This window comes from Streptomyces sp. NPDC001617, from assembly GCF_053596855.1.
The window spans coordinates 57,986-78,309 of record NZ_JBSFHA010000031.1 but is presented as its reverse complement, the minus strand read 5'-3'; the positions used below and the strand labels follow the sequence as shown (position 1 = coordinate 78,309).

The 20,324-nt window shown below is 70.6% G+C and carries 18 protein-coding genes and 1 pseudogene; 9 read left to right on the top strand and 10 right to left on the bottom strand.

Annotated features, from left to right (window positions below):
* Window positions 1-34: 34 nt before the first annotated feature.
* Window positions 35-771, bottom strand: a pseudogene (locus tag ACWC09_RS23840) (maleylpyruvate isomerase family mycothiol-dependent enzyme).
* Window positions 772-817: 46 nt separating this feature from the next.
* Here ACWC09_RS23840 and ACWC09_RS23835 point away from each other — a divergent pair.
* The 5 genes from ACWC09_RS23835 to ACWC09_RS23815 all read left to right on the top strand — a co-directional run bounded on the left by ACWC09_RS23835 (window position 818) and on the right by ACWC09_RS23815 (window position 8,580).
* Complete coding sequence (locus ACWC09_RS23835) at window positions 818-1,462, top strand: HD domain-containing protein (protein ID WP_450852591.1); 645 nt, start codon at window positions 818-820, stop codon at window positions 1,460-1,462.
* 94 nt (window positions 1,463-1,556) lie between these two features.
* Window positions 1,557-1,898, top strand: coding sequence for a Pepco domain-containing protein (locus tag ACWC09_RS23830; protein ID WP_450852590.1), 342 nt, complete (start codon window positions 1,557-1,559; stop codon window positions 1,896-1,898).
* 13 nt (window positions 1,899-1,911) lie between these two features.
* Window positions 1,912-2,589, top strand: coding sequence for a hypothetical protein (locus tag ACWC09_RS23825; protein WP_450852589.1), 678 nt, complete (start codon window positions 1,912-1,914; stop codon window positions 2,587-2,589).
* A gap of 32 nt (window positions 2,590-2,621) precedes the next feature.
* Window positions 2,622-3,713: a GNAT family N-acetyltransferase gene (locus tag ACWC09_RS23820; protein ID WP_450852588.1), complete on the top strand. Its 1,092-nt coding sequence runs from the start codon at window positions 2,622-2,624 to the stop codon at window positions 3,711-3,713.
* Between the two features lie 109 nt (window positions 3,714-3,822).
* Window positions 3,823-8,580: an HD domain-containing protein gene (locus ACWC09_RS23815; RefSeq protein WP_450852587.1), complete on the top strand. Its 4,758-nt coding sequence runs from the start codon at window positions 3,823-3,825 to the stop codon at window positions 8,578-8,580.
* On the opposite strand, the gene ACWC09_RS23810 is transcribed toward ACWC09_RS23815, so the two are convergent.
* Together ACWC09_RS23810 and ACWC09_RS23805 are read right to left on the bottom strand one after the other, a co-directional pair.
* On the bottom strand, window positions 8,519-8,803 hold the full coding sequence (locus ACWC09_RS23810) for a DUF4031 domain-containing protein (RefSeq protein WP_450852586.1): 285 nt from the start codon (window positions 8,801-8,803) through the stop codon (window positions 8,519-8,521). The genes ACWC09_RS23815 and ACWC09_RS23810 overlap by 62 nt on opposite strands.
* On the bottom strand, window positions 8,800-9,195 hold the full coding sequence (locus tag ACWC09_RS23805; RefSeq protein ID WP_450852585.1) for a hypothetical protein: 396 nt from the start codon (window positions 9,193-9,195) through the stop codon (window positions 8,800-8,802). Before ACWC09_RS23805 ends, ACWC09_RS23810 begins: the two co-directional genes overlap by 4 nt.
* Window positions 9,196-9,251: 56 nt before the next feature.
* On the opposite strand from ACWC09_RS23805, the gene ACWC09_RS23800 reads away from it, so the two are divergent.
* Together ACWC09_RS23800 and murQ are read left to right on the top strand one after the other, a co-directional pair.
* Window positions 9,252-10,175 carry a MurR/RpiR family transcriptional regulator gene (locus ACWC09_RS23800; protein ID WP_450852584.1) on the top strand — a complete coding sequence of 308 codons (924 nt, stop codon included), beginning with the start codon at window positions 9,252-9,254 and terminating at the stop codon, window positions 10,173-10,175.
* A gap of 60 nt (window positions 10,176-10,235) precedes the next feature.
* Window positions 10,236-11,174 carry an N-acetylmuramic acid 6-phosphate etherase gene (gene murQ / locus ACWC09_RS23795; protein WP_450852583.1) on the top strand — a complete coding sequence of 313 codons (939 nt, stop codon included), beginning with the start codon at window positions 10,236-10,238 and terminating at the stop codon, window positions 11,172-11,174.
* Window positions 11,175-11,408: 234 nt separating this feature from the next.
* Here murQ and ACWC09_RS23790 read toward each other — a convergent pair whose 3' ends face one another.
* Window positions 11,409-12,065, bottom strand: coding sequence for a class I SAM-dependent methyltransferase (locus ACWC09_RS23790; protein WP_450852617.1), 657 nt, complete (start codon window positions 12,063-12,065; stop codon window positions 11,409-11,411).
* Between the two features lie 200 nt (window positions 12,066-12,265).
* On the opposite strand from ACWC09_RS23790, the gene ACWC09_RS23785 reads away from it, so the two are divergent.
* Together ACWC09_RS23785 and ACWC09_RS23780 are read left to right on the top strand one after the other, a co-directional pair.
* Window positions 12,266-13,237 carry an ankyrin repeat domain-containing protein gene (locus ACWC09_RS23785; RefSeq protein WP_450852582.1) on the top strand — a complete coding sequence of 324 codons (972 nt, stop codon included), beginning with the start codon at window positions 12,266-12,268 and terminating at the stop codon, window positions 13,235-13,237.
* Between the two features lie 56 nt (window positions 13,238-13,293).
* Window positions 13,294-13,863 (top strand): hypothetical protein, encoded by a 570-nt coding sequence (locus ACWC09_RS23780; RefSeq protein ID WP_450852581.1) that lies wholly within the window; start codon window positions 13,294-13,296, stop codon window positions 13,861-13,863.
* A gap of 4 nt (window positions 13,864-13,867) precedes the next feature.
* Here the strand turns inward: ACWC09_RS23780 and ACWC09_RS23775 are convergent, their stop codons facing one another.
* The 6 genes from ACWC09_RS23775 to groL all read right to left on the bottom strand — a co-directional run bounded on the left by ACWC09_RS23775 (window position 13,868) and on the right by groL (window position 20,281).
* A complete protein-coding gene (locus ACWC09_RS23775; protein ID WP_450852580.1) occupies window positions 13,868-15,406 on the bottom strand; it encodes a carboxylesterase/lipase family protein in 1,539 nt (512 codons plus the stop codon).
* Window positions 15,403-16,278, bottom strand: coding sequence for a metallophosphoesterase (locus ACWC09_RS23770; RefSeq protein WP_450852579.1), 876 nt, complete (start codon window positions 16,276-16,278; stop codon window positions 15,403-15,405). The genes ACWC09_RS23775 and ACWC09_RS23770 overlap by 4 nt, the downstream gene beginning before the upstream one ends.
* A 1-nt stretch (window position 16,279) precedes the next feature.
* The gene (locus ACWC09_RS23765; protein ID WP_450852578.1) at window positions 16,280-16,876 is read right to left on the bottom strand and encodes a GNAT family N-acetyltransferase; all 597 of its coding nucleotides are present in this window, start codon (window positions 16,874-16,876) and stop codon (window positions 16,280-16,282) included.
* Window positions 16,877-17,105: 229 nt separating this feature from the next.
* Window positions 17,106-18,272: an NADH:flavin oxidoreductase gene (locus ACWC09_RS23760; RefSeq protein ID WP_450852616.1), complete on the bottom strand. Its 1,167-nt coding sequence runs from the start codon at window positions 18,270-18,272 to the stop codon at window positions 17,106-17,108.
* A gap of 88 nt (window positions 18,273-18,360) precedes the next feature.
* Window positions 18,361-18,495 carry a hypothetical protein gene (locus ACWC09_RS23755; protein WP_450852618.1) on the bottom strand — a complete coding sequence of 45 codons (135 nt, stop codon included), beginning with the start codon at window positions 18,493-18,495 and terminating at the stop codon, window positions 18,361-18,363.
* A gap of 163 nt (window positions 18,496-18,658) precedes the next feature.
* Window positions 18,659-20,281 (bottom strand): chaperonin GroEL, encoded by a 1,623-nt coding sequence (gene groL, locus ACWC09_RS23750; protein ID WP_450852577.1) that lies wholly within the window; start codon window positions 20,279-20,281, stop codon window positions 18,659-18,661.
* Window positions 20,282-20,324: the final 43 nt, after the last annotated feature.

Below are 20,324 nucleotides of genomic sequence, written 5' to 3'. Positions count from 1 at the left end.
GATCGCCCCCTGCGCGGAGGAGATGTTCAGGCCGTCATCGGAACATGTTCAACTCCGCCGCCTCCGCTCCGACCAGCTCGTACGACGTGCCCTCCGGCACCGCACGGCCCGCGTACAGCCATACGAGCGTGGCCGCGTCGCCGATGAAGCGCGCCGGGTTGCGCTCCCCGCTCGTCTCCCCCAGCAGCACCGGCTCGTCCTCCCCCACTGCCTTGAAGGCGTGGGAGGTGCCCCCACCGTCGAGGTCGGCGTGCAGCGGCAGGCGGCCCCGCTCGCGGGTGATCCGGGCGAGGAGGGTGAGGGCTTCGGGGAGGCCGGCGCCCGCGTACGCGCCCGGCTCTCCCCAGACGTCCCGTGCGTCGCCCGCGTGCACCCACTCGCCCAGCGCGACCCTGTCCAGCAGCCCGCCCGTCTTGGCGATCACCGGGCCGGCCTCGGTCATCCCGCGCTCCAGCTCGTCGACGACCTGCTGGTTCGTCCTCCCCCACTGCCTTAAAGGCGTGGGAGGTGCCCCCAGGCACGCTCGGCGATGTCCCGGTCGTTGCACTCGGGCGAGAAGACTCCCTCCTCGAAACGGCTCTCCACCACCCGTAGCAGCGCGGACGAACAGTGCGCGAGAACGTCCCGGACGGTCCAGCCGGGACAGGCGGTGGTGGGAAGGGCGAAGTCCGCGTCCGGGCGGGCGCGGAGAATCGGGATCAGCGTGTCGCGCTCGCCGGTCAGAAGGCGTCCGGGCAGTTCGGGGTCGCGTACGTCGGCAGTCGTTGTCATGAGGTCAACGCTAGGGGCGCGGGGTGATCGGCGGGAGAATGCGGGTATGGCCGATCTCGACGTCCTGCGCAGCCGATGGAGCCGCACCCTGGAGGGGGCCCGGGGCTCAGCCGCCGGCCCGGACCCGGTTCCGTACGCCGACCACCTCCTCGCGCGCTGGCAGGAGCCGCAGCGGCGGTACCACACGCTCGCGCACCTCACGGCGGTCCTCGACCACATCGACGTACTGGAGGAGTACGCCGACGATCCGGACCTCGTCCGTCTCGCGGCCTGGTTCCATGACGCGGTCTATCTCCCCGAGCGCTCCGAGAACGAGGAGCGGTCCGCGCGGCTCGCCGAGCGCGCCCTGCCCGAAGCCGGCGTACCGGACGACCGGACCGCCGAGGTCGCCCGGCTGGTGCGGCTCACCGTCGGCCACGACCCCGCCGACGACGACCGCAACGGCCAGGTCCTGTGCGACGCCGACCTCGCGATCCTCGCCTCGCCGCCGTCCGCGTACGCCGCCTACACGACCGCCGTCCGCGAGGAGTACCACTTCGTCCCCAGCGACGCCTTCCGGGAGGGCCGCTCGGCGATCCTGCGGCAACTGCTCGATCTGCCACGGCTGTTCAGAACGCCGTACGGGCGGGAGAAGTGGGAGGCGACGGCTCGGTACAACCTCGCCGCCGAGCTGGAGCTGCTCGGCGCCTGACGGGGTATCGGCGGAACCTCGCCGCTTCGCCTGCTCAACCACCCCTGCAGGCCATAAGGTTGGCCTGTAGGCGCCGCGGGGGAAGGACTGAGGGATGGCCACGGAAGAGGAGCTCGGCGAACCGAGCCTGCCGTTCTGGGTGTCGGTCACGACGGAAGACGCAACCGACGACTCCATGGGGCTGTTCGGCCGCCAGGGGGACAGCGAACCCGTGCTGCGCTCCGTCCCTCTCGGTCCGCTGCGCAAGAACCTCGCCGAAACCGTCGACGCCCTGCAACAGCTGTTCGCCGACGCGGAGGCGCGCGGCGGCACCCTGCCACTGGCCGAGGCACAGCTCACCTTCCAGGTGACCGCCGCGGGCGGCATCCAGCTCATCGGCACCGGTCAGATACAGGGGACACGCGGGCTGACACTCACCTTCAGGCGACCGTCCTGACGGCGCTGCCACGATGGCGCGCTACAGAGCCCTGCTCATCGGGGTCGCACAGTACGAGGCACCGGGCATCAGCTCCCTGCCCTTCGTCCCCGCCGACCTGGAGCTCATGGCCACCGCACTCTCGAAGCGGGGCTACCACCAGGTGCGGCTCGTCCAGTCGCCGTGGTTCACACCCAATGTGATCAACGGCGAGGTGGCGGGCTTGCTCTCCGGGGCGGAGCGCGGTGACCGGCTGCTCATCGTGCTCAGCGGCCCGTCGAGCAGTTCGGTGGCCGTGCGGGAGAAGAGACTGAAGGACTCCTGGGGGCCGGTGCCCACGTCACAACCCGGCCGGACGCTGTCGGTGTCCCTGACGAAACGGGCCACCTCCGCCCGCGTCCGCGTGGCCGCGAACCTCGTCAACATCCCCGTCGCAACGCTCAGATCCAGCCTTCGAGAAGTGTCCCGCAAGGGGTATCCGAGAGAGGATCCGGCCTACGACGAACTCCTGATCCGCTCCTTCAACGCCCCGGACACCCGTGCCGACGGACCCGCGAAACAGCGCCGGAACCGCTCCGTCAGACTCGCCGAGATCGCTGCCGCCGCCCTCATGGTCCAGCGTCCCTTCCGGGAAGTCGCCGCCAGGGCAACGGAACTCGGCCTCCGGCACGAGGCCGAGGACTGGTGGGCACAGGACCGAAAATCCAAGTGAGTCGGTCCACCCGTTCGCCTACCCTGCACCTCATGCATGCCATGGGCGGGGAACGGGTGGACGAGGCCGTCGCGAGCTGTGTCGCGGCGCTGCGGCCTGCGGTGGAGCGGGACTGGACGGCCGTGCGGGCGGCCGGGCTGGAGTGGACGGTCCATGAGACGGCGTTCCACATCGCGGACTGCCTGGTCGCGTACGCCGCCAATCTGGCCGGCCGCGCCCAGGACACCTACGTCCCCTTCGAGATGAAGCTCGACGAGGGCACCGACAACACGGGCCTGCTGCATGTCGTCGAGACGGCCGGCGCCCTGTTCGCCGCGGCGATCCGCACCACCCCGCGCGAGGTCCGCGCCTACCACCCGTACCCCTTCCGGAGCGCGAACCGCGAGGGCTTCGCCGCGATGGGTGTCACGGAGGTGCTGCTGCACACGTACGACATCGCGGGCGGCCTGGGCCTGGAGTACGAACCCCCGTCCGCCCTCCCGGAGTTCGCCCTCAGCCGGATCTTCCCGCACGTCCGGCCCGGCCCCGACCACTGGCGCACCCTCCTGTGGGCCACCGGCCGCGGCGAACTTCCCGGCCGCGCACCGGTCACCGACTGGCGCTGGAACAACAACCTCGTCCACACCACCGAACGCCTCACCCTGCAGGGCATCACGCCCGCGTCCGCGCGCGACCTGGTGGCCGGCGGTGACGGCGGCTTCGAGTGGGTCGAGGGCGGCCCCTTCGAGGGCACGCGCGAGGCGGCCGGTTTCCTGCTCAAGGCGTACGAAGGAGGCGTCCACCGCCCGGAGTTCGGCGTCTTCGCCCTCGTTCGGCGCGAGGACGGCCGCGCGGTCGGCGGCATGGGCTTCCATGGCGTCCCGGACGAAGAGGGGCGGGCCGAGATCGGCTACGACCTCGTCGAGGGCGCCCGCGGCAACGGGTACGCGACCGAGGCGCTGCGGGCCTTGGCTGATTGGGCCTTCGCCCGCGAGGACGTACGGACCCTGTTCGCGATGATCGACAGGGACAACGTTCCGTCCCAGGCGGTGGTTTCGCGCGCCGGGTTCCGGAAGGTGAGCGAGGAGGAGGAAAGGCTCGCCTACCAACTGCGGGAGGGCGACCGGGCGGCTGTCCCCAGGTAGATCTCCGCCTGACCCGTCGCACGATGCTGTTGCGACAGTCTCACGTTTCTGCAATGGCGGAACTAGAGTTGTTCTCCAACCAGTTACGGGGCGGGGGACGGCTCGTCGCATGCCACAGCACAAGGCGCTGCTCATTGGAGCGAGTGAGTACGACGATCCGCGGATCCAGGATCTGCCCTTCGTCCCCCACGATCTCCAGCGGATGCGGGAGGCGCTGCTCGACCGCGGGTTCCAGTCGGCGGAGATCGTCGAGAGCAAGCGCGGCATCACGCCGAACACCGTCAACGGCCGGATCCGCGTCTTCCTGCGCGAGGCGGGCCAAGGAGACACCCTGTTCGTGCTGCTCAGCGGGCACGGGCAGCACTTCGAGGGCAAGGACTTCCTGATCCCGGAGGACGCCGGATTCGACGTCCACGACTTCGCGAGCAGTTGTATCGAGATCGGCTGGGAGAAGGAGCTGGAGGACTCCGCCGCCGGGCACGTGGTGTTCCTCGTCGACGCCTGCCGGGAGGGCATCGACCGGGACAGCATGGCGCCGGCCGGCGTCCAGCCCTGGTCCCGGCGGAAGATCGCCCACGCACTGCGCCGCAAGGTCGCGTACGTGTACGCGTGCTCTGCCCCTCAACTCGCCTTGTTCGTCCGGGAGTCGGACACCGCCCGGCCCGGCGTCGAGGGGCTCGGCACCGAACCCGGCACGTCGTTCAGCGTGTTCTCCCGAGCCGTCGCCGATGTGATCTCCGGCGACGCGCACGCGGCACGTCTGCGGGAGTTCGTCGGACGGATCCAGGCCCGGGTGGACCAGCTGCACCACGGCTATGGCAAACCACAGGCACCGCAGCGGGTCACCCTGGTCACGGACACCGAAGCCGGCCCCGGAGGCGGGGACTTCCCCGTCCTGCCCGGCCCCGACCGGCGAACCGAGGCCCATCCCTGGATCCGGGCCGTCACCCGGCACCCCGTATGGCAGCACACGCCCGACAGCATCGCACGGGAGAACCTCCAGCAAGCCTGCACCGCGTTGGCGGGCAGGCTGGCCGAGACCTACGAGAACGCTGCCCGCGCCCTGCACGGCGACCCCTGGCACGACCCCGCACTCGCCGGACGCACGCACGACCGGCTGGGCTTCCTCATCGGCCGCCTGCCCGGCCACGAGACCCTGTCACCGACCGAAGCCGCCCTCGCCCTCCTTCTGCCACTCGCCGAACAGGCGTTCTGGACACATGAGGCGGCCCAGCGCGTCGGTCTGCTCACCTCCGACCCCGCAGCTGCGGGACCGGACCACCGCCGCTTCCGGAAGTTCGCCCAGGGGTTCCCGCGACTCAAGCGCCGGTTGTCCGCCTTGGAGCGGGACAAGGCGGACTCGGCCGGCCTCTCGGTGCGGCACATCCGCTGGTGGCTCTTCCACCGCTGGCTGATCCAGCAGCCGGATCTGTACACGGCTGAGATGTTCAAGGCCCTGCTCGGGGATGTGCCCGAAGGCCCCGACATGCCTCCGTGGGTCGCCGATGCCTTGTCGGCCAAGCGTCTGACGCGACTTCTGCGGGAGCACCGCAACGCTCCCTTCGCCGTGCGCCGCACGGCCTCCGACTCCTCCCCCGGGTCCCCGGTATCGGGCGATCACGACGTCATCGCCGCCAGCACCAGCGACGAACACGAGGTTCGGGAAGGCCTGGTGGCAGCTCTGGTGAAGGCCGCGTCCGCCATGGCGGTGGACCCGGTGGACCTGCCCGAGATCGTCGTGGAGCACCTCGGCATCCGCGACAGCGTGGAGGTCGAGTCCCTTCTGGTCACCCTGCACCGGTCCGACTGGCGCGTGTCCGGGCTGGGCCGGTCCCTCAACGCGGTGTGCACCCACCCGGCGGTCCAGATCGCGCTGGCCGAGCATGCGAACCGGGTGGACGCGCTGCTGCGCGACATCAACCGCTCCGCCGACCCTGCGCTCGTCCCCCTGCGTCCCCTGCCCGCCTACGCGGACGCCGGCCTCGTACGCCTGGACGGCAACACCCCGGACGAACTGTCCGACGGCATCCGCTTCCAACTCGCGGAGGACCGGGTCCAGGAGCTGCTGATGGGCGAGGAACTCTACGGCGAACGGGACCTGGCCGTCCGCGAGCTGTACCAGAACGCCCTCGACGCCCTCCGCTACCGGGACTGCCGTACCCAGTACCTACGGCGCACCGGGCACGCCCTCCCCGACTGGGAAGGCCGGATCGACTTCGCCCAGGGCGTCCTGCCCGACGGCCGCCCGTACCTGGAGTGCCGCGACAACGGCATCGGCATGGGAATCGCCGAGCTCAAGGGCGTCTTCTCACAGGGCGGCGCGCGCTTCGTCGATCTGCCGGAATACGTCGAAGAACAGGCCGCCTGGGCCGAGTTGCCTGATCCGAAACCGGTGCTGCACCCCAACTCCCGTTTCGGCATCGGCGTGCTCAGCTACTTCATGCTGGCGGACGAGATCGTCGTACGGACGTGCCGCATGGGGCGGGACGGGACGCCGGGGCGGCTGTTGCAGGTGACGATCGCCGGGCCTGGGAACCTGTTCCGGGTCGAGGACCTGGGGGCCGGGGAGTCGCCTGGGACCACGGTTCAGCTGCTGCTGTCGCGGCAGGGGGCGGCTGTGTCGTGTGTGGACGCGTTGCAGCGGGTGTTGTGGGTGGCGCCGTATCGGACGAGGGCGGCGCACGGGTCGCGGGAGTATGTGTGGGAGGCGCAGGGGCTTTCCCCCCTGGGCTTGGAACTGCACCTGGAACTCTCACGGGAAAACCGGCTCGGGGACAGCACTCTGTGTCTCTCGTCCGATGATCCTGACATCTGGTGGATCGAACATGACGGCATCGTCCTGTCGGACGGCTTGTACGCCGGATCGGACGAACACACCGACGCTGCCGTCCCCTTTGGCGTGATCGTCAATCTGCACGGGGAGAAGACACCCGAGCTGACCGTCGACCGGACGAAGATCCGCTCGTTCGACCTGGAACATGTGGAAGCGCGTATGACGGCCGCGGCCGGGAGTCTCGCCGTGCCGGGCCGGGGCCTGCCCAACGCGAAGTGGCTCGCCGACGCCAGCGAATCGTCCATCGCCTTCGGCGACTGCGTCGCCGCTCACCTGGAGCGGGCCGAGTATCCATGGCCGATGGGAGACGTGTCCCTTTCCTTCGGCAGTATCGGTTTCTTCCCGCCTGACGCCGCACTTCTGCCGCTGCTCACCGGTCGCTTCCCGAACGGTGACCATCACCGGGCGGCCGCCTTCCTCCTCACCATGCCGGTCCCTGTGCTCCGCTGGCGTCTGCGCGCCCTTTACCACGCCGGGTTGGGTGGCACCGTCTCCCTCGGCAAGGCGCGCCCTGCGGACGATCTGCGCGCACGGCCGTCGGATCTGATGCTGTGCAGCGACCGCGAGAGGATGTTTCGCTTTCCCCGCTGGGACGAGAAGATCGCGACCTGGCTGAAGGGGGCCCAGGAAATGGAGCCCTACTGGCGCAAGCCCTCACAGGCTCTCGTCCGAACCGGCGCACTGAGTCTTCACACCCTGTTCCACTGGCGCGACACGGACACGCCGTTCGATCGGCCGGAGGTACTGGAGCTGAGCGATGAGTGCATGCGACCTCCGGCCGAGATCGCCGAGCGCCTGCGCACACTCGGCTATACCGTCGAGTCGGTGGAGGACCTTGAAGAGGTTGAGTGCACCGACCTCCCGATGCTGCGGCGGCTCGGAGACCTCGACTGGCTGATCCCGGGGGCGACGTTGTCGGCAGCCCAGATCTACCTCAGCGCGGTCAGGGCCGAATGTTCCATGCAACAGACCGCGCAGCGGCTTCAGGAGCTGGGATTCTCCGTACCCGCGGAGTACCCGGCCCGGGAGAGCTGGACGCAGGACGAGTATTGGGTCATCCACCGCCTCTGGTTGTCCCGCACCGAGCGCCCCGGCCCCGAAGCCGCGCGGCAGGTCTCGCGTGCCCAATTGACCTCGGTCGCGCACCTCATGGGATGGAGCCTGCGGTCCCTGGTGGACTTCCTCACCGAGATGGGCTTCCTGCTGCCCGAGAACGCCGCACATCTTCCCGAGCTCACCGACGACGACCGCGCCGTGCTCGGATACGAGGGAGAAAGGCCCCCGACGGACACGGAGGTTCCGCCCCTGTACATAGCCCTTGCCGCCCGCAGGGCAGGGCAGCCGCCCATGGCCGTCGCGGAGCGCCTTCGTACCCTTGGCTACGACGTACCTCCGGTCACTGACGACCTACCGCTGCCGCCCCGCGGCGAGTCGGCGCTCCGGATGGAGGTCGGACTGCTCGAGTCCGGCCCTCTGACAGTGCAGACCGTCTCCAGGGTGGGCTACAGATTGAACATACCTCTGGCCGAGGTGTTGTCCCGCCTCTCATCCCTGGGCTACACCTGCACCGTCTCCCCCGAGGTCCTCGCCGACCTCACGGAGAATGACCGTGAGATCCTGTATCTCGATTCAGTCGCCGACCCGGAGCGCTTCGCCCCCGTGACGCCGACGCAGCTCGAAGCGGTCACCCGCCATTGCGAACCGGACGACCCGGCCGAGATCATGCGCGCGCTCACCGGCCTGGGCCTGGAAGTCCTCCCACCGTCCGAGGCATGGAAGCAGGACCACGCATACGGAGAGATCCTCTACACAGAGCTGGCCGACCTGCCCCGTCCGTCCGGATTCCTGGACGGTCCCCCGTCCATCTCCTTGGTCACCCTCGCCGTAACCGCCCTACGAGCCGGCCGCACCCTCCGCGAAGCAGCCCTCACCGCCACCGAGCTGGGCATCCGCCACGAAGCCGAGACCTGGTTCACCCCCGCCCCGGAGGAACCGCCCGTCGATGCTTCGGCCGCCGCAGCCCCGCCTCAGTAAGCCTGCGCACCAACTCCTTCGAGCCGACCTCCACCGCACCCGCGGCCACCACATCCGCGTACCGGTGCGACGGAATGTCGTAGTGATCCCGCTCGAAGGCCCGTCGGGGCACGCCCAACCCGTCGGCGAACAGGCGCAGTTCGTCGTACGAGACGTCGCTGATCAGGTGCGACCACATCCGCCCGTGCCCCGGCCAGTTCGGTGGGTCGATGTACACGGTCACGACGAGGACGCCCCGCCCGTCGCCGAACCCAGCGCCCCCACCGCGGCGACCTTCACGCCCGCCTTGTGGCAGACCCAGTGCGGGTCGGGGCCGAGTTCCGGCTCGACGTCCAGGGCATGCGGGTCGCCCGAACCGCAGACCGGGCAGACGGGCCACCGGCCGTACGCCTCCAGGAGGGAGTCCTGGACGTCCTGGGCCACCAGGCCCGCCACGTACTCCACACCCTCCGGCCACTGCTCGACCCACCAGCGGCGCTGTGCGACCGAGTCCTCGACCATCGACACCACGTCCGCCGCGGCGACCTCGCCGGCGGCCAGGTCGGCGAGCACGAGGGCGCGTGCCGCGTGCAACGCCTGCTCCAGGGGGCTGATCGGGGTGCCGGAGGGGTTCATGCCCCCCATTGTGCGCACTCTTGACCCGGACACCGAGCCGAAAATATCTTTCACATGTGACCCAGAACGTGAAGGAAATTTTCGCCGGCTCGGCCGGACAGACGAGCGCGCCTCCCGCACCCGCCGCCCTCGCCGCCAAGGTGCGCACCCTCGCCCCCTCCATGACCCGCTCCATGCAGCGCGTCGCCGAGGCCGTCGCGGGCGACCCGGCGGGCTGCGCGGCCCTCACGGTCACCGGCCTCGCGGAACTCACCGGCACCAGCGAGGCGACGGTCGTACGGACGGCCCGGCTGCTCGGATATCCCGGCTACCGCGATCTGCGGCTGGCCCTCGCGGGGCTCGCGGCGCAGCAGCAGTCGGGGCGGGCGCCCGCCATCACCACCGACATAGCTGTCGACGATCCGATCGCGGACGTGGTGGCCAAGCTGGCCTACGACGAACAGCAGACGCTCGCCGACACCGCGGCCGGGCTGGACACCGCGCAGTTGGGGGCGGCCGTCGCCGCGGCGGCGGTGGCCCGGCGGATCGATGTGTACGGGGTGGGGGCGTCGGGGCTGGTCGCGCAGGACCTCACGCAGAAGCTGCTGCGGATAGGGCTGATCGCGCAGGCGCACAGTGATCCGCATCTCGCCGTGACGAATGCCGTGCAGTTGCGGGCGGGGGATGTCGCCATCGCGATCACGCACTCCGGGTCGACCGGGGATGTCATCGAGCCGTTGCGGGTCGCGTTCGAGCGTGGGGCCACGACCGTGGCCATCACCGGGCGGCCGGACGGGGCGGTGGCCCAGTACTCCGACCATGTGCTGACCACGTCCACCGCGCGGGAGAGCGAGCTGCGGCCGGCGGCGATGTCGTCGCGGACAAGTCAACTCCTGGTCGTGGACTGTCTGTTCGTGGGGGTGGCGCAGAAGACGTACGAGACGGCGGCGCCGGCGCTTGCCGCGTCCTACGAGGCGCTGGCACATCGGCATCGTCGATAGACCCTTCGATTCGCTTCGATTTCTCAAGAGAAGCAGCACTTCACGAAAGAGCCGCCCCCCATGACCTCCACCTCCAACCCCCGTGGCCTCCGCGCCGAGTTGGAATCGCTCACCACCGAGGCATTCCGCCCCGAGCTCGCCGACATCGATCAGCTGCCCACCCTCGACATCGCCCGGCTGATGAACGGCGAGGACGCGACCGTCCCGCCGGCCGTCGCCCGCCGACTCCCGGCGATCGCCGCCGCCATCGACGCCGTGGCCGAACGCATGGCACGGGACGGGCGGTTGATCTACGCCGGTGCCGGCACCGCCGGTCGTCTCGGCGTCCTGGACGCCTCCGAGTGCCCGCCCACCTTCAACACCGATCCGGAGCAGGTCGTCGGTCTGATCGCGGGCGGGCGGGAGGCGATGGTGACGTCGGTCGAGGGCGCCGAGGACTCCGCCGAGCTCGCCCGCGCGGATCTCGACGCCCTCGGCCTCACCGCCTCCGACACGGTCGTCGGCATCTCGGCCTCGGGACGGACCCCGTACGCCATCGCCGCCGTCGAACACGCCCGCCGACAGGGGGCGTTGACGATCGGAGTGGCCTGCAACGCCGACAGCGCGCTCGCCGCCGCCGCCGAGCACGGCATCGAGGTCGTCGTCGGCCCGGAGCTCCTCACCGGCTCCACCCGCCTCAAGGCGGGCACCGCACAGAAGCTGGTCCTCAACATGCTGTCGACGATCACGATGATCCGCCTGGGCAAGACGTACGGGAACCTGATGGTCGACGTACGCGCCTCGAACGAGAAGCTCCGCGCCCGTTCCCGCCGTATCGTCGCCCTCGCCACGGGGGCCTCGGACGAGGAGATCGAGCGGGCGCTGGCGGCCACGGACGGCGAGGTGAAGAACGCGATCCTCGTCATCCTGGCCGACCTGGACGGACCGACGGCGGCCCGACTGCTGGCGGAGTCGGACGGGCATCTGCGGGCGGCGCTGGCGGCGGCAGCGGCGCACTGACGGCCTGCACAGCGCCGACGCCGGCCGCTCTCTCAGCGTGTCTTCGACCTGTCCCACGCGGTGCTGCAAGCCGTGCGGTCGGGAGGCCACCTGGCGGCCCTGGGCGACTGGGCCCTGACCACGGCCGCCTTCTGCGCCCTGGTGACCGTGACCCACTCGGCGATCACGGCGCCCGCGTCAGCCCCGGCAGCCCGACACCTCGCCGGACAACGGGCCCTGCGTGCGCGGAACTTCTCAGGCCCGCCAGACGAGCGTGTAGCGCCAGAAGAGTCGGCGACGGAGGCGGGAGGCGGGGAGGATGCGATGCGCTTCCCGGACGATCTCGGCGTAACCGGCCTCGGGGGCACGGGTCTTGGCGGTCATGGAGGCGGGCCGGGGAGCGGTGTGGCCCTTGTGCTCACGGTTCTTGATCCAGCCATTGGCGAGGTTGAGCGGTACGGAGACATGGCCGAGGAAGCGATCGGCCGCGGTCTCGTCGCGAGCGCACCCCACGACCAACAGGATTCCGCCGGGGGCGAGTTGCTCCTTGAACCGGGCGAGCGTCTCGGTCAGGGGCAGGTGATGGAGTACGGCGACGCAGGTGATGACGTCATAGGGGCCGACGGGGATGCCGTCCGGCGCGTCCGCGACGGCGAAGGTCACGGGCGCGTGCGGTTCGGTCAACTCCCGTGCCCGCGCGACGATTTCACGATCGGAGTCGATCCCATGAACCTCCCGCGCCCTCGTGGCGAGGAGCCGCGCGAGATCTCCCGTACCGCAGCCGACGTCCAGAGCCCGGCCGAAAGTGCGGGGCAACTGCCGTAGCAGCCAAGGGTGGTAGTGGGCGTTGTGGTCCCAGGGGTGGGCGGCGTTGAAGTCGTGCAGGGCCTGGAGGACACGGGGCGTGAGGATCTTCCTGCCCGTCAGTCAACAGGCAGCCGCCCAGCCGATTGACCATCCGCACTCTCGCCCGCAGGACCTCCCCGGGCGGAGCAGGCCAGTTCACCTCACCCCAAGAAGCGGGGAGCCGCCCCCGCAACGATCAACGCCCGTTGTCAGTGCCGTCTGCGATCGTGGCGTCAAGGGGATCGCAGGACCGGAGGGGGCACGGGATGGCAGGGCGGGATGACGGCGCATGGGCCGGCATGGACTACCGGGGCTGGCTGGACCACGTGGACGTGAAGCGGCGGCTCGATGCCGGGGCCGATCCGGAGAGGTGGGGTGCCGGAGGCTCGCGGCCACTGCACCGGGCGGCGATCTTCGGCTCGCCCGAGGTCGTCGCCGAACTGGCCCGCCGCGTCGCCGACGTGGACGCGCTGGAGAATGAGACAACCGCCCTGTGGGACGCGGTGATCGCGGGCCGTACCGAGAACGCCCGCGCGCTCGCCGCCGCCGGAGCCGACCCGCTGTGGACCGGGTTCGGCGGCTGGACGCCGGCACGGCTGAGTCTGGCCGGGCCGGAGCCGGACCTGTTCGCACCGGCCGACGGGGTGCCGCCTCTGACGGAGGCGGAGCGCGCGGTGGCGGAGGAGAGCCGACGGCTCCTCGCGGCCCTCGGCGAGGCCGACCACGACGGCCTGGGGCTGGCCTGCGTCGCCGGGATCGACGCCGAGGAGGCGATACGCCGCCTGGAGGCGAGGCCGGCCGACCCCCAGCTGATGGAGGACCTGCTGGAGGACCCGTACGAGTACGAGTTGGACGACACCCTGCTGCTGGTCGGCGTGACGACCGTGCCCGGCGGCTGTGTGCTCACCCAGCCCTGGGGATACGGCCCCTCGATGCCCGGCCTCCACACCCGCCTCTCCCCCGGCACCGTCTCCTACGGCCTCTACGCCAACCCCAAGAGCGGCAACCAGGGCAGCATCCACCGCGACGGCGCCTGCGAGGGCTGGGACCTCCACCCGGGCGGCGGCCCGTACGCGGAGGACACCCCGGAGGAGGTCCTGCTCTCGTACCTCCACCACTACAAGGCGGTGGCCTACACCCTCGCCTGCACCGGCCTCCGCCCCACCGACGCCCGCGCGATCGTCGGCCCGCCGGACCACTGGGTCGAACTGCCGGAGCGCGACTACTGGAAGGTATGAGGCACCCACCCGGGTACCCTCGACACCGACAACCCCAAGGACTGCGCCGACCGATCATGAAACACACCCAGCTCACCGCCCTCGGCCGCGCCCTCCGTCTCCTCGGCGAGCACGGGGAGGCGCTGACCGCCGACACTCCGGACGCCAGGCTTCACGAGGTCAAGGCGGATCTCCGGCGTGCCCTGGACCTGCTGGACGAGAGCGTCAGCGGCGCCGCGCCCGCCACCCGCTGCGCCGAGCACCCGAACGGCCCGGTCGACGAGAGCGCCCCGGATCTGTGCCTGCTCTGCGAGACCCGGCGCCGCGCCGCCCGTCGCGCCGAGTACAGCGGCGGTCCCCTCCCGCAGGCCCCCATCGAGTCCGCCCCCTCCCGCTACGGCGTCCGCGCCGACCGCCCCCAGCCCCAGCAGCGCTGGCTTCCGGAGCTGTGGAACGGTCAGGAGTGGCAGCTGTGCGGCACCCCGCGGCGGGACCGGCGGGAGGCCGAGCTGTACATCGCCGCCCAGCGGCGCGGGCCCCGCCCCGCCATGGCCTACCGGCTCGTGCACGAGTTCACCGACTACGAGGTGCTGCGCGTCTGGGGAACGCCGGTGAAGGTCGACATCGAGCCGTTGGGCAATCTGTAGCCGCTCACATCAGGGGCAGCGGTCCGAACTCGTACCCCTCCCACAGCCGTCGCGTCGCCTCGCCCGGATACGTTCCGACCTCCGGCTCCACGTCCAGCACCTGCGTCAGCCGGCCCTTGCCGTCATACGCCGGCCAGCCCGGCTCGCCCGTCCGCGCGAACGCCGTCCACGCCGAGCGGAACCGTGCCGACAGCTCCTCCGCCTCCTTCGGCACCCCGCTCCCCGCGAACAGCAGCATCCCCAGGTCCGCCTCGAACGTGCCGAAGAGCAGGGGGATGTCCAGCCCGTGACATGCCCCGAGGACTCCTCCGTTCCCCGGCGCCGACCAGGTCAGCTCGTAGACATGGGCCCGGCCGCCGCCCGCGACCTGTGCCTCGGCCAGCTTCAGCGAGGGCATCCCGAACAGCCAGTCCGTCTGCACGCGCTCGAACAGCTCGCCCGGCGTCGCGTCCGGGAAGGCGGTGCGGTACGCCCGCTCGCCGTCCGGCCCACCGGGCGCGAAGGTCCGTAGCGCCCAGGTCGCCTGCTCCTCACCGAGCTTGCCGAGCTGTCCGGCGAGGACGAGGAACAGCCGGAACTCGTCCCGGTTGTGTCCGACGAGCAGATCGACGTCCCGACCGGCGCCCGACGCCAGCGCCTCCCAGGGTGTGCACGGCAGCACCTCCCCGTCGACGACCGGCGAGAAGGGAGTGGCCGTGGGAGCCACCTGCCCCCAGCGGTCCGCGTACGCCTCCCGCATGTTCATCCCCACCGCCTCGCCGGCGGCGGGCAGTTGACGCGGATCGAGCGCGGCGAGCGCGGCGACCGTCGGGCCGGCCACCCCGGCCTCCGCCGCGATCGCGGACGCGATGTCCTTGGCCAGCTCATCCGAGAAGTACGTCCCCGGCACGCTCTGCGCGATCGCCCGCCCGAACAGCCCCCGCGCACTCGGCATGGCCAGCAGCGACGCCACCGACCCCGCCCCCGCCGACTCCCCGAAGACGGTGACCTGCCCGGGGTCGCCCCCGAACGCCGTGATGTTGTCCCGTACCCACTCCAGGGCGGCCACCTGGTCCAACAGCCCCCGGTTGGCGGGCGCGCCGTCGATCCGCGCGAACCCCTCGATCCCCACCCGGTAGTTGAACGTGACGACGACCAAGTCGCCGTCATGGGCGATGCGTTGGGCGTCGTAACCCGGACTTCCGGAGTGGCCCAGCTTGTACGCGCCACCGTAGATCCAGACCATGACCGGCCGCCCGGCGCCCGAATCCGCCTCCGGTGTCCAGACGTTGACGGTCAGCCAGTCGTCGCCCTCGGGTGCGTTGAGCACAGCCCTGCGGCCCTGGATGCCGGACTCCTGCGGGGGCGGAGGCCCGAAGGCGTACGCCTCCCGGGTGCCCTCCCAGGCCCGCACGGGCCGAGGCGCCCCGAACCGGGCCTCGCCGACGGGAGGTTCGGCGAACGGAATCCCGCGGAAGACGGTGAGTCCGCCTTCCCGACGCCCGCGCACCGCACCGGCGGCGGTCCGCACGACGAGCTCTTCGGTCACTCCATCAGCTGTCATCGTCCGAGCCTAACGACCAGGTCCCGCGTCTGCGCCTCGTCGAGCTCGTACACCGTCTCGTGGGCGCGGGGATCGCGGGCGTGGAAGGTGTGGAACATCGGCCCGGCGGCCCCGTCACCACCCAACTCCACCAGCGAGGCCGAGGCCCCGCGCACCGCGCGTTCGGTCCCGGGGGCGGTGGTCAGGTCGATGCGGTTGACGATCCCGGGCGTGACCCACACCGGCACGGACTCCAGCATCCCGAAGAGCTGGAGGTGATAGTGCCCGGTGAGGACGACCCGTACGTCACTGCCCCGGATCACCGCCGCGAGGTCCTCCGGATCGCGGAGCCCGAACACGGGCTGGGTCGCCGAGATGTCGAGGGAGATCGGCGGATGGTGAAAGGCGAGAACCGTGCCGCGTTCGGCGGGCTCGCTCAACACGACCCGGAGCCAGGCGAGTTGCTCGTTCCCGAGCCGCCCGTACACCTTCCCCGGCACCAGCGAGTCCAGCGTCACGAACCGCCAGCCGCCCACCACGCTCACCGCACATCGCTCGGCCCCGGTGGCCGACGCGCGTTCGCCGCCGTCGGCGGCGAGATGCCCGCTGCCGAGCACCTTGGCGAAGGCCTCGCGCTCGTCGTGGTTGCCGGTGGTGTAGAAGACGGGAGCGTCCATGCGCTCCGCGAACTCGCCGATCAGCTCACGGACGGTCGTGTACGCCTCCACGGCCCCGTCGTTGGCGAGGTCCCCGGTGACGACGATCGCGTCCACGCCCCGCTGGTACCGCAGTTCGTCGAGCATGAGCCGCAGCGAGTCGGTGGCGTTGACGCCGTGCTTGTCGGGGGCGTCGGCGCGCTCTACATGTGTGTCGGACAGGTGGAGTATCCGCATGTCACGAAACGTTAGCCGCCCGCCACATCGTCGTCACCACCTGTCCTGAGGGGAGCACGATCTCGTCCCGGACGGCGAAGCCCACACTCTCGTACCGCTTGAGGTTGGCGGGGTTGGTCGACTCCAGATAGGCGGGCGCGCCGAGTTCGTCGATCCGGGCGAGACTCTCGGCCAGCAGTCCCATCCCCAGTCCCTTGCCGCGGTGATCGGCACGCGTCCCCAGGATGGTGAGGTGGAAGAAGGGCTCGGCGGGGTGCGCTTCCTCGAACCGCTCACCGACGGCCATGATCGCGCGGGCGGTGGAGGGCTCGGTGACCGCCGCCAACTTCCCTTCCAGCCCGGCGACTTCCTCATCCGTGAGCTCGATGCCGCCTGAGGGAATCCAGATGGCCGCGGCCTCGACGTCCGGCGTGACCAGGGTCCAGGGGTACCGCAGTGCGGAGGTCACGTAGACCCGCCACATCACGGCGGCCTGCACGGCCCGCCGCCCCTCGTCCGGGAAGGCGGGCCCCCACACCGGGTCATGGAAGAAGGCGGAGGTGAAGGTGGAGACGATGGCGTCGATGTCGGCGGGGGTGGCGATACGGGCACGCGTCATGCACCCATTTTCAGCCCGCCCGGCACTTCTCGACGCCGGCCCGCATCACTCAGCCCGCCCGGCACTTCTCGACGCCGGCCCGCATCACTCAGCCCGTCCGGCACTTCTCGACGCCGGCCCGCATCATTCAGCCCGTCCGGCGTTTGAGGACGAGGCCCGCAGGGCCGATGGGGGGTCTGGGGGCGCAGCCCCCAGGAACGCGCACCCCCACCACCCCGCCCCGAACCACTCAGCTCAGCGACCGCAGCGCCGTCGCCTCATACGGCTTCAGCTCGTCGAAGCGCCCGCCCAGCACCTTCGCCGCCCACTCGGGGTCCTGCAGCAGCGCCCGCCCGACGGCCACGAAGTCGAACTCGTCGCGCTCCAGGCTGTCGAGCAGGTCGTCGATCCCCTTGATCGGCGCCCCCTCGCCCCGGAAGCCCTTGAGGAAGTCCCCGTCCAGCCCGACCGAGCCGACGGTGATGACCGTCTTGCCGGTCAGCTTCTTCGTCCAGCCCGCCAGGTTCAGGTCGGACCCCTCGAACTCGGGCAGCCAGTACCGCCGCGTGGACGCGTGGAAGGCGTCCACCCCCGCCGCGGCCAGCGGAGCGAGCACCGCCTCCAGTTCCTCGGGCGTCTCGGCGAGCCGCGCGGTGTAGTCCTGCTGCTTCCACTGCGAGTAGCGGAAGATGATCGGGAACTCGGGCGACACCGTCTCGCGGACCGCGGCGACGATCTCCGCCGCGAACTTCGTACGGGCCACGGCGTCACCCCCGTACGCGTCCGTACGGCGGTTCGTGCCCGCCCACAGGAACTGGTCGACGAGATAGCCGTGGGCGCCGTGGATCTCCACGCCGTCGAAGCCGATCCGCTCCGCGGCCGCGGCGGCCTCGGCGAACGCGCCGATGACGTCGTCCACGTCCCGCTGGGTCATCGCCTGGCCGGTCGGCTCGGCACCCGCGGCGGCCAGGCCGGAGGGGCCGACGGCGGGCGCGTCCGCGAACGGCGGCTGCCCCTGCTTCCGCACCATGCCGATGTGCCACAGCTGCGGCACGATCGTGCCACCCGCCGCATGGACCCCCTCGGCGACCTTCGCCCACCCGGCCAGCTGCTCCTCACCGTTGAACCGCGGGACGCGATCGCTGTCCCCGGCCGAGTCGTGGCCCACGTATGTGCCCTCGGTGACGATCAGGCCGACTCCGGCGGCGGCCCGGCGGGCGTAGTACGACACCACGTCCTCGCCCGGCACGCCGGCCGGCGAGAAGTTGCGGGTCATCGGCGCCATGACGATGCGGTTGGGGACGGTCAGGCCGTTGATCGGGGTGGGGCGGGAGAGGATCTCGGCCGCGCGTGAAGTGGACTCGGGGACGGTGGCGGTCACGTGGGGATCTCCTAGGGGACCGAGCGGTATGTGCATGCGCATGGAATCTACCTTCGCGCCAACCTCCCGGCGAGCCTCGCTATTCCGCGATCCTCTGTGACTCCGCCCACGCAACCCCACCCGGTCAGCTCAGGGACTCCAGCGACACCTCGCCCGGCACGCCGGCCGGGGAGAACTTGCGGGTCATCGGCGCCATGACGATGCGGTTGGGGACGGTGAGCCCGTTGAGCCCGAAGGGGCGGGAGAGGATCTCGGCCACACGAGCGGGGGCGGGGTGTCGGTCATGCCAAGTGGCTTTCCCCGCACGGGACTTGCGAACACATGACCGAGGGCGGCACCCCCAGCAGGAGCTGGGGGTGCCGCCCTCGGTAAGGACGTCGATCAACCGCGAGGCCGATCGTCGATCAACCGGAACCGGTCGATCAGAAGTCCATGTCACCGCCCGGCATACCGCCACCGGCGGGCGCGGCGGCCTTCTCCGGCTTGTCGGCGATGACGGCCTCGGTGGTCAGGAACAGCGCGGCGATGGAGGCGGCGTTCTGCAGGGCAGAGCGGGTCACCTTCGCCGGGTCGATGATGCCGACCTTGATCAGGTCGACGTACTCGCCGGTCGCGGCGTTCAGGCCGTGGCCCGGGGTCAGGTTGCGGACCTTCTCCACCACGACGCCGCCCTCGAGGCCGGCGTTGACGGCGATCTGCTTCAGCGGGGCCTCAAGGGCCAGCTTCACGATCGCGGCACCGGTGGCCTCGTCACCTTCGAGCTCAAGCTTCTCGAAGACGCTGCCGGCCTGGATGAGCGCGACGCCACCACCGGCGACGATGCCCTCCTCGACGGCCGCCTTGGCGTTGCGGACGGCGTCCTCGATGCGGTGCTTGCGCTCCTTGAGCTCCACCTCGGTGGCGGCACCGGCCTTGATGACCGCGACACCGCCGGCGAGCTTCGCCAGGCGCTCCTGCAGCTTCTCGCGGTCGTAGTCCGAGTCGCTGTTCTCGATCTCGGCGCGGATCTGGTTGACCCGGCCCGCGACCTGCTCGGAGGAGCCCGCACCGTCGACGATGGTGGTCTCGTCCTTGGTGATGACGACCTTGCGGGCCTTGCCCAGGAGGTCCAGGGAGGTGTTCTCGAGCTTGAGACCGACCTCCTCGGAGATGACCTCGCCGCCGGTGAGGATGGCGATGTCGTTGAGCATGGCCTTGCGGCGGTCGCCGAAGCCCGGGGCCTTGACGGCGACGGACTTGAAGGTGCCGCGGATCTTGTTGACGACCAGGGTCGACAGGGCCTCGCCCTCGACGTCCTCGGCGATGATCAGCAGCGGCTTGCCCGACTGCATGACCTTCTCCAGGAGCGGGAGCAGGTCCTTGACGGAGCCGATCTTGGAGTTGGCGATCAGGATGTACGGGTCGTCGAGCGACGCCTCCATCCGCTCCATGTCGGTGGCGAAGTACGCCGAGATGTAGCCCTTGTCGAAGCGCATACCCTCGGTGAGCTCCAGCTCCAGACCGAAGGTCTGGGACTCCTCGACGGTGATGACGCCTTCCTTGCCGACCTTGTCCATGGCCTCGGCGATGAGCTCGCCGATCTGGGTGTCGGCGGCGGAGATGGAGGCCGTCGAAGCGATCTGCTCCTTGGTCTCGACATCCTTCGCCTGCTCGAGCAGGGCACCGGAGACGGCCTCGACGGCCTTCTCGATACCGCGCTTGAGGGCCATCGGGTTGGCGCCGGCGGCTACGTTGCGCAGGCCTTCCTTGACGAGGGCCTGGGCGAGAACGGTCGCGGTGGTCGTACCGTCACCGGCGACGTCGTCCGTCTTCTTGGCGACTTCCTTGACCAGCTCGGCGCCGATCTTCTCGTACGGGTCCTCGAGCTCGATCTCCTTGGCGATGGAGACACCATCGTTGGTGATCGTGGGGGCGCCCCACTTCTTCTCGAGGACGACGTTGCGGCCCTTGGGGCCGAGCGTCACCTTCACGGCGTCCGCGAGCTGGTTCATGCCGCGCTCGAGGCCGCGCCGCGCCTCCTCGTCGAACGCGATGATCTTGGCCATGTGAAGTGGTCCCTCCAGGACTGGGGGTGATTCTTCGGACCGC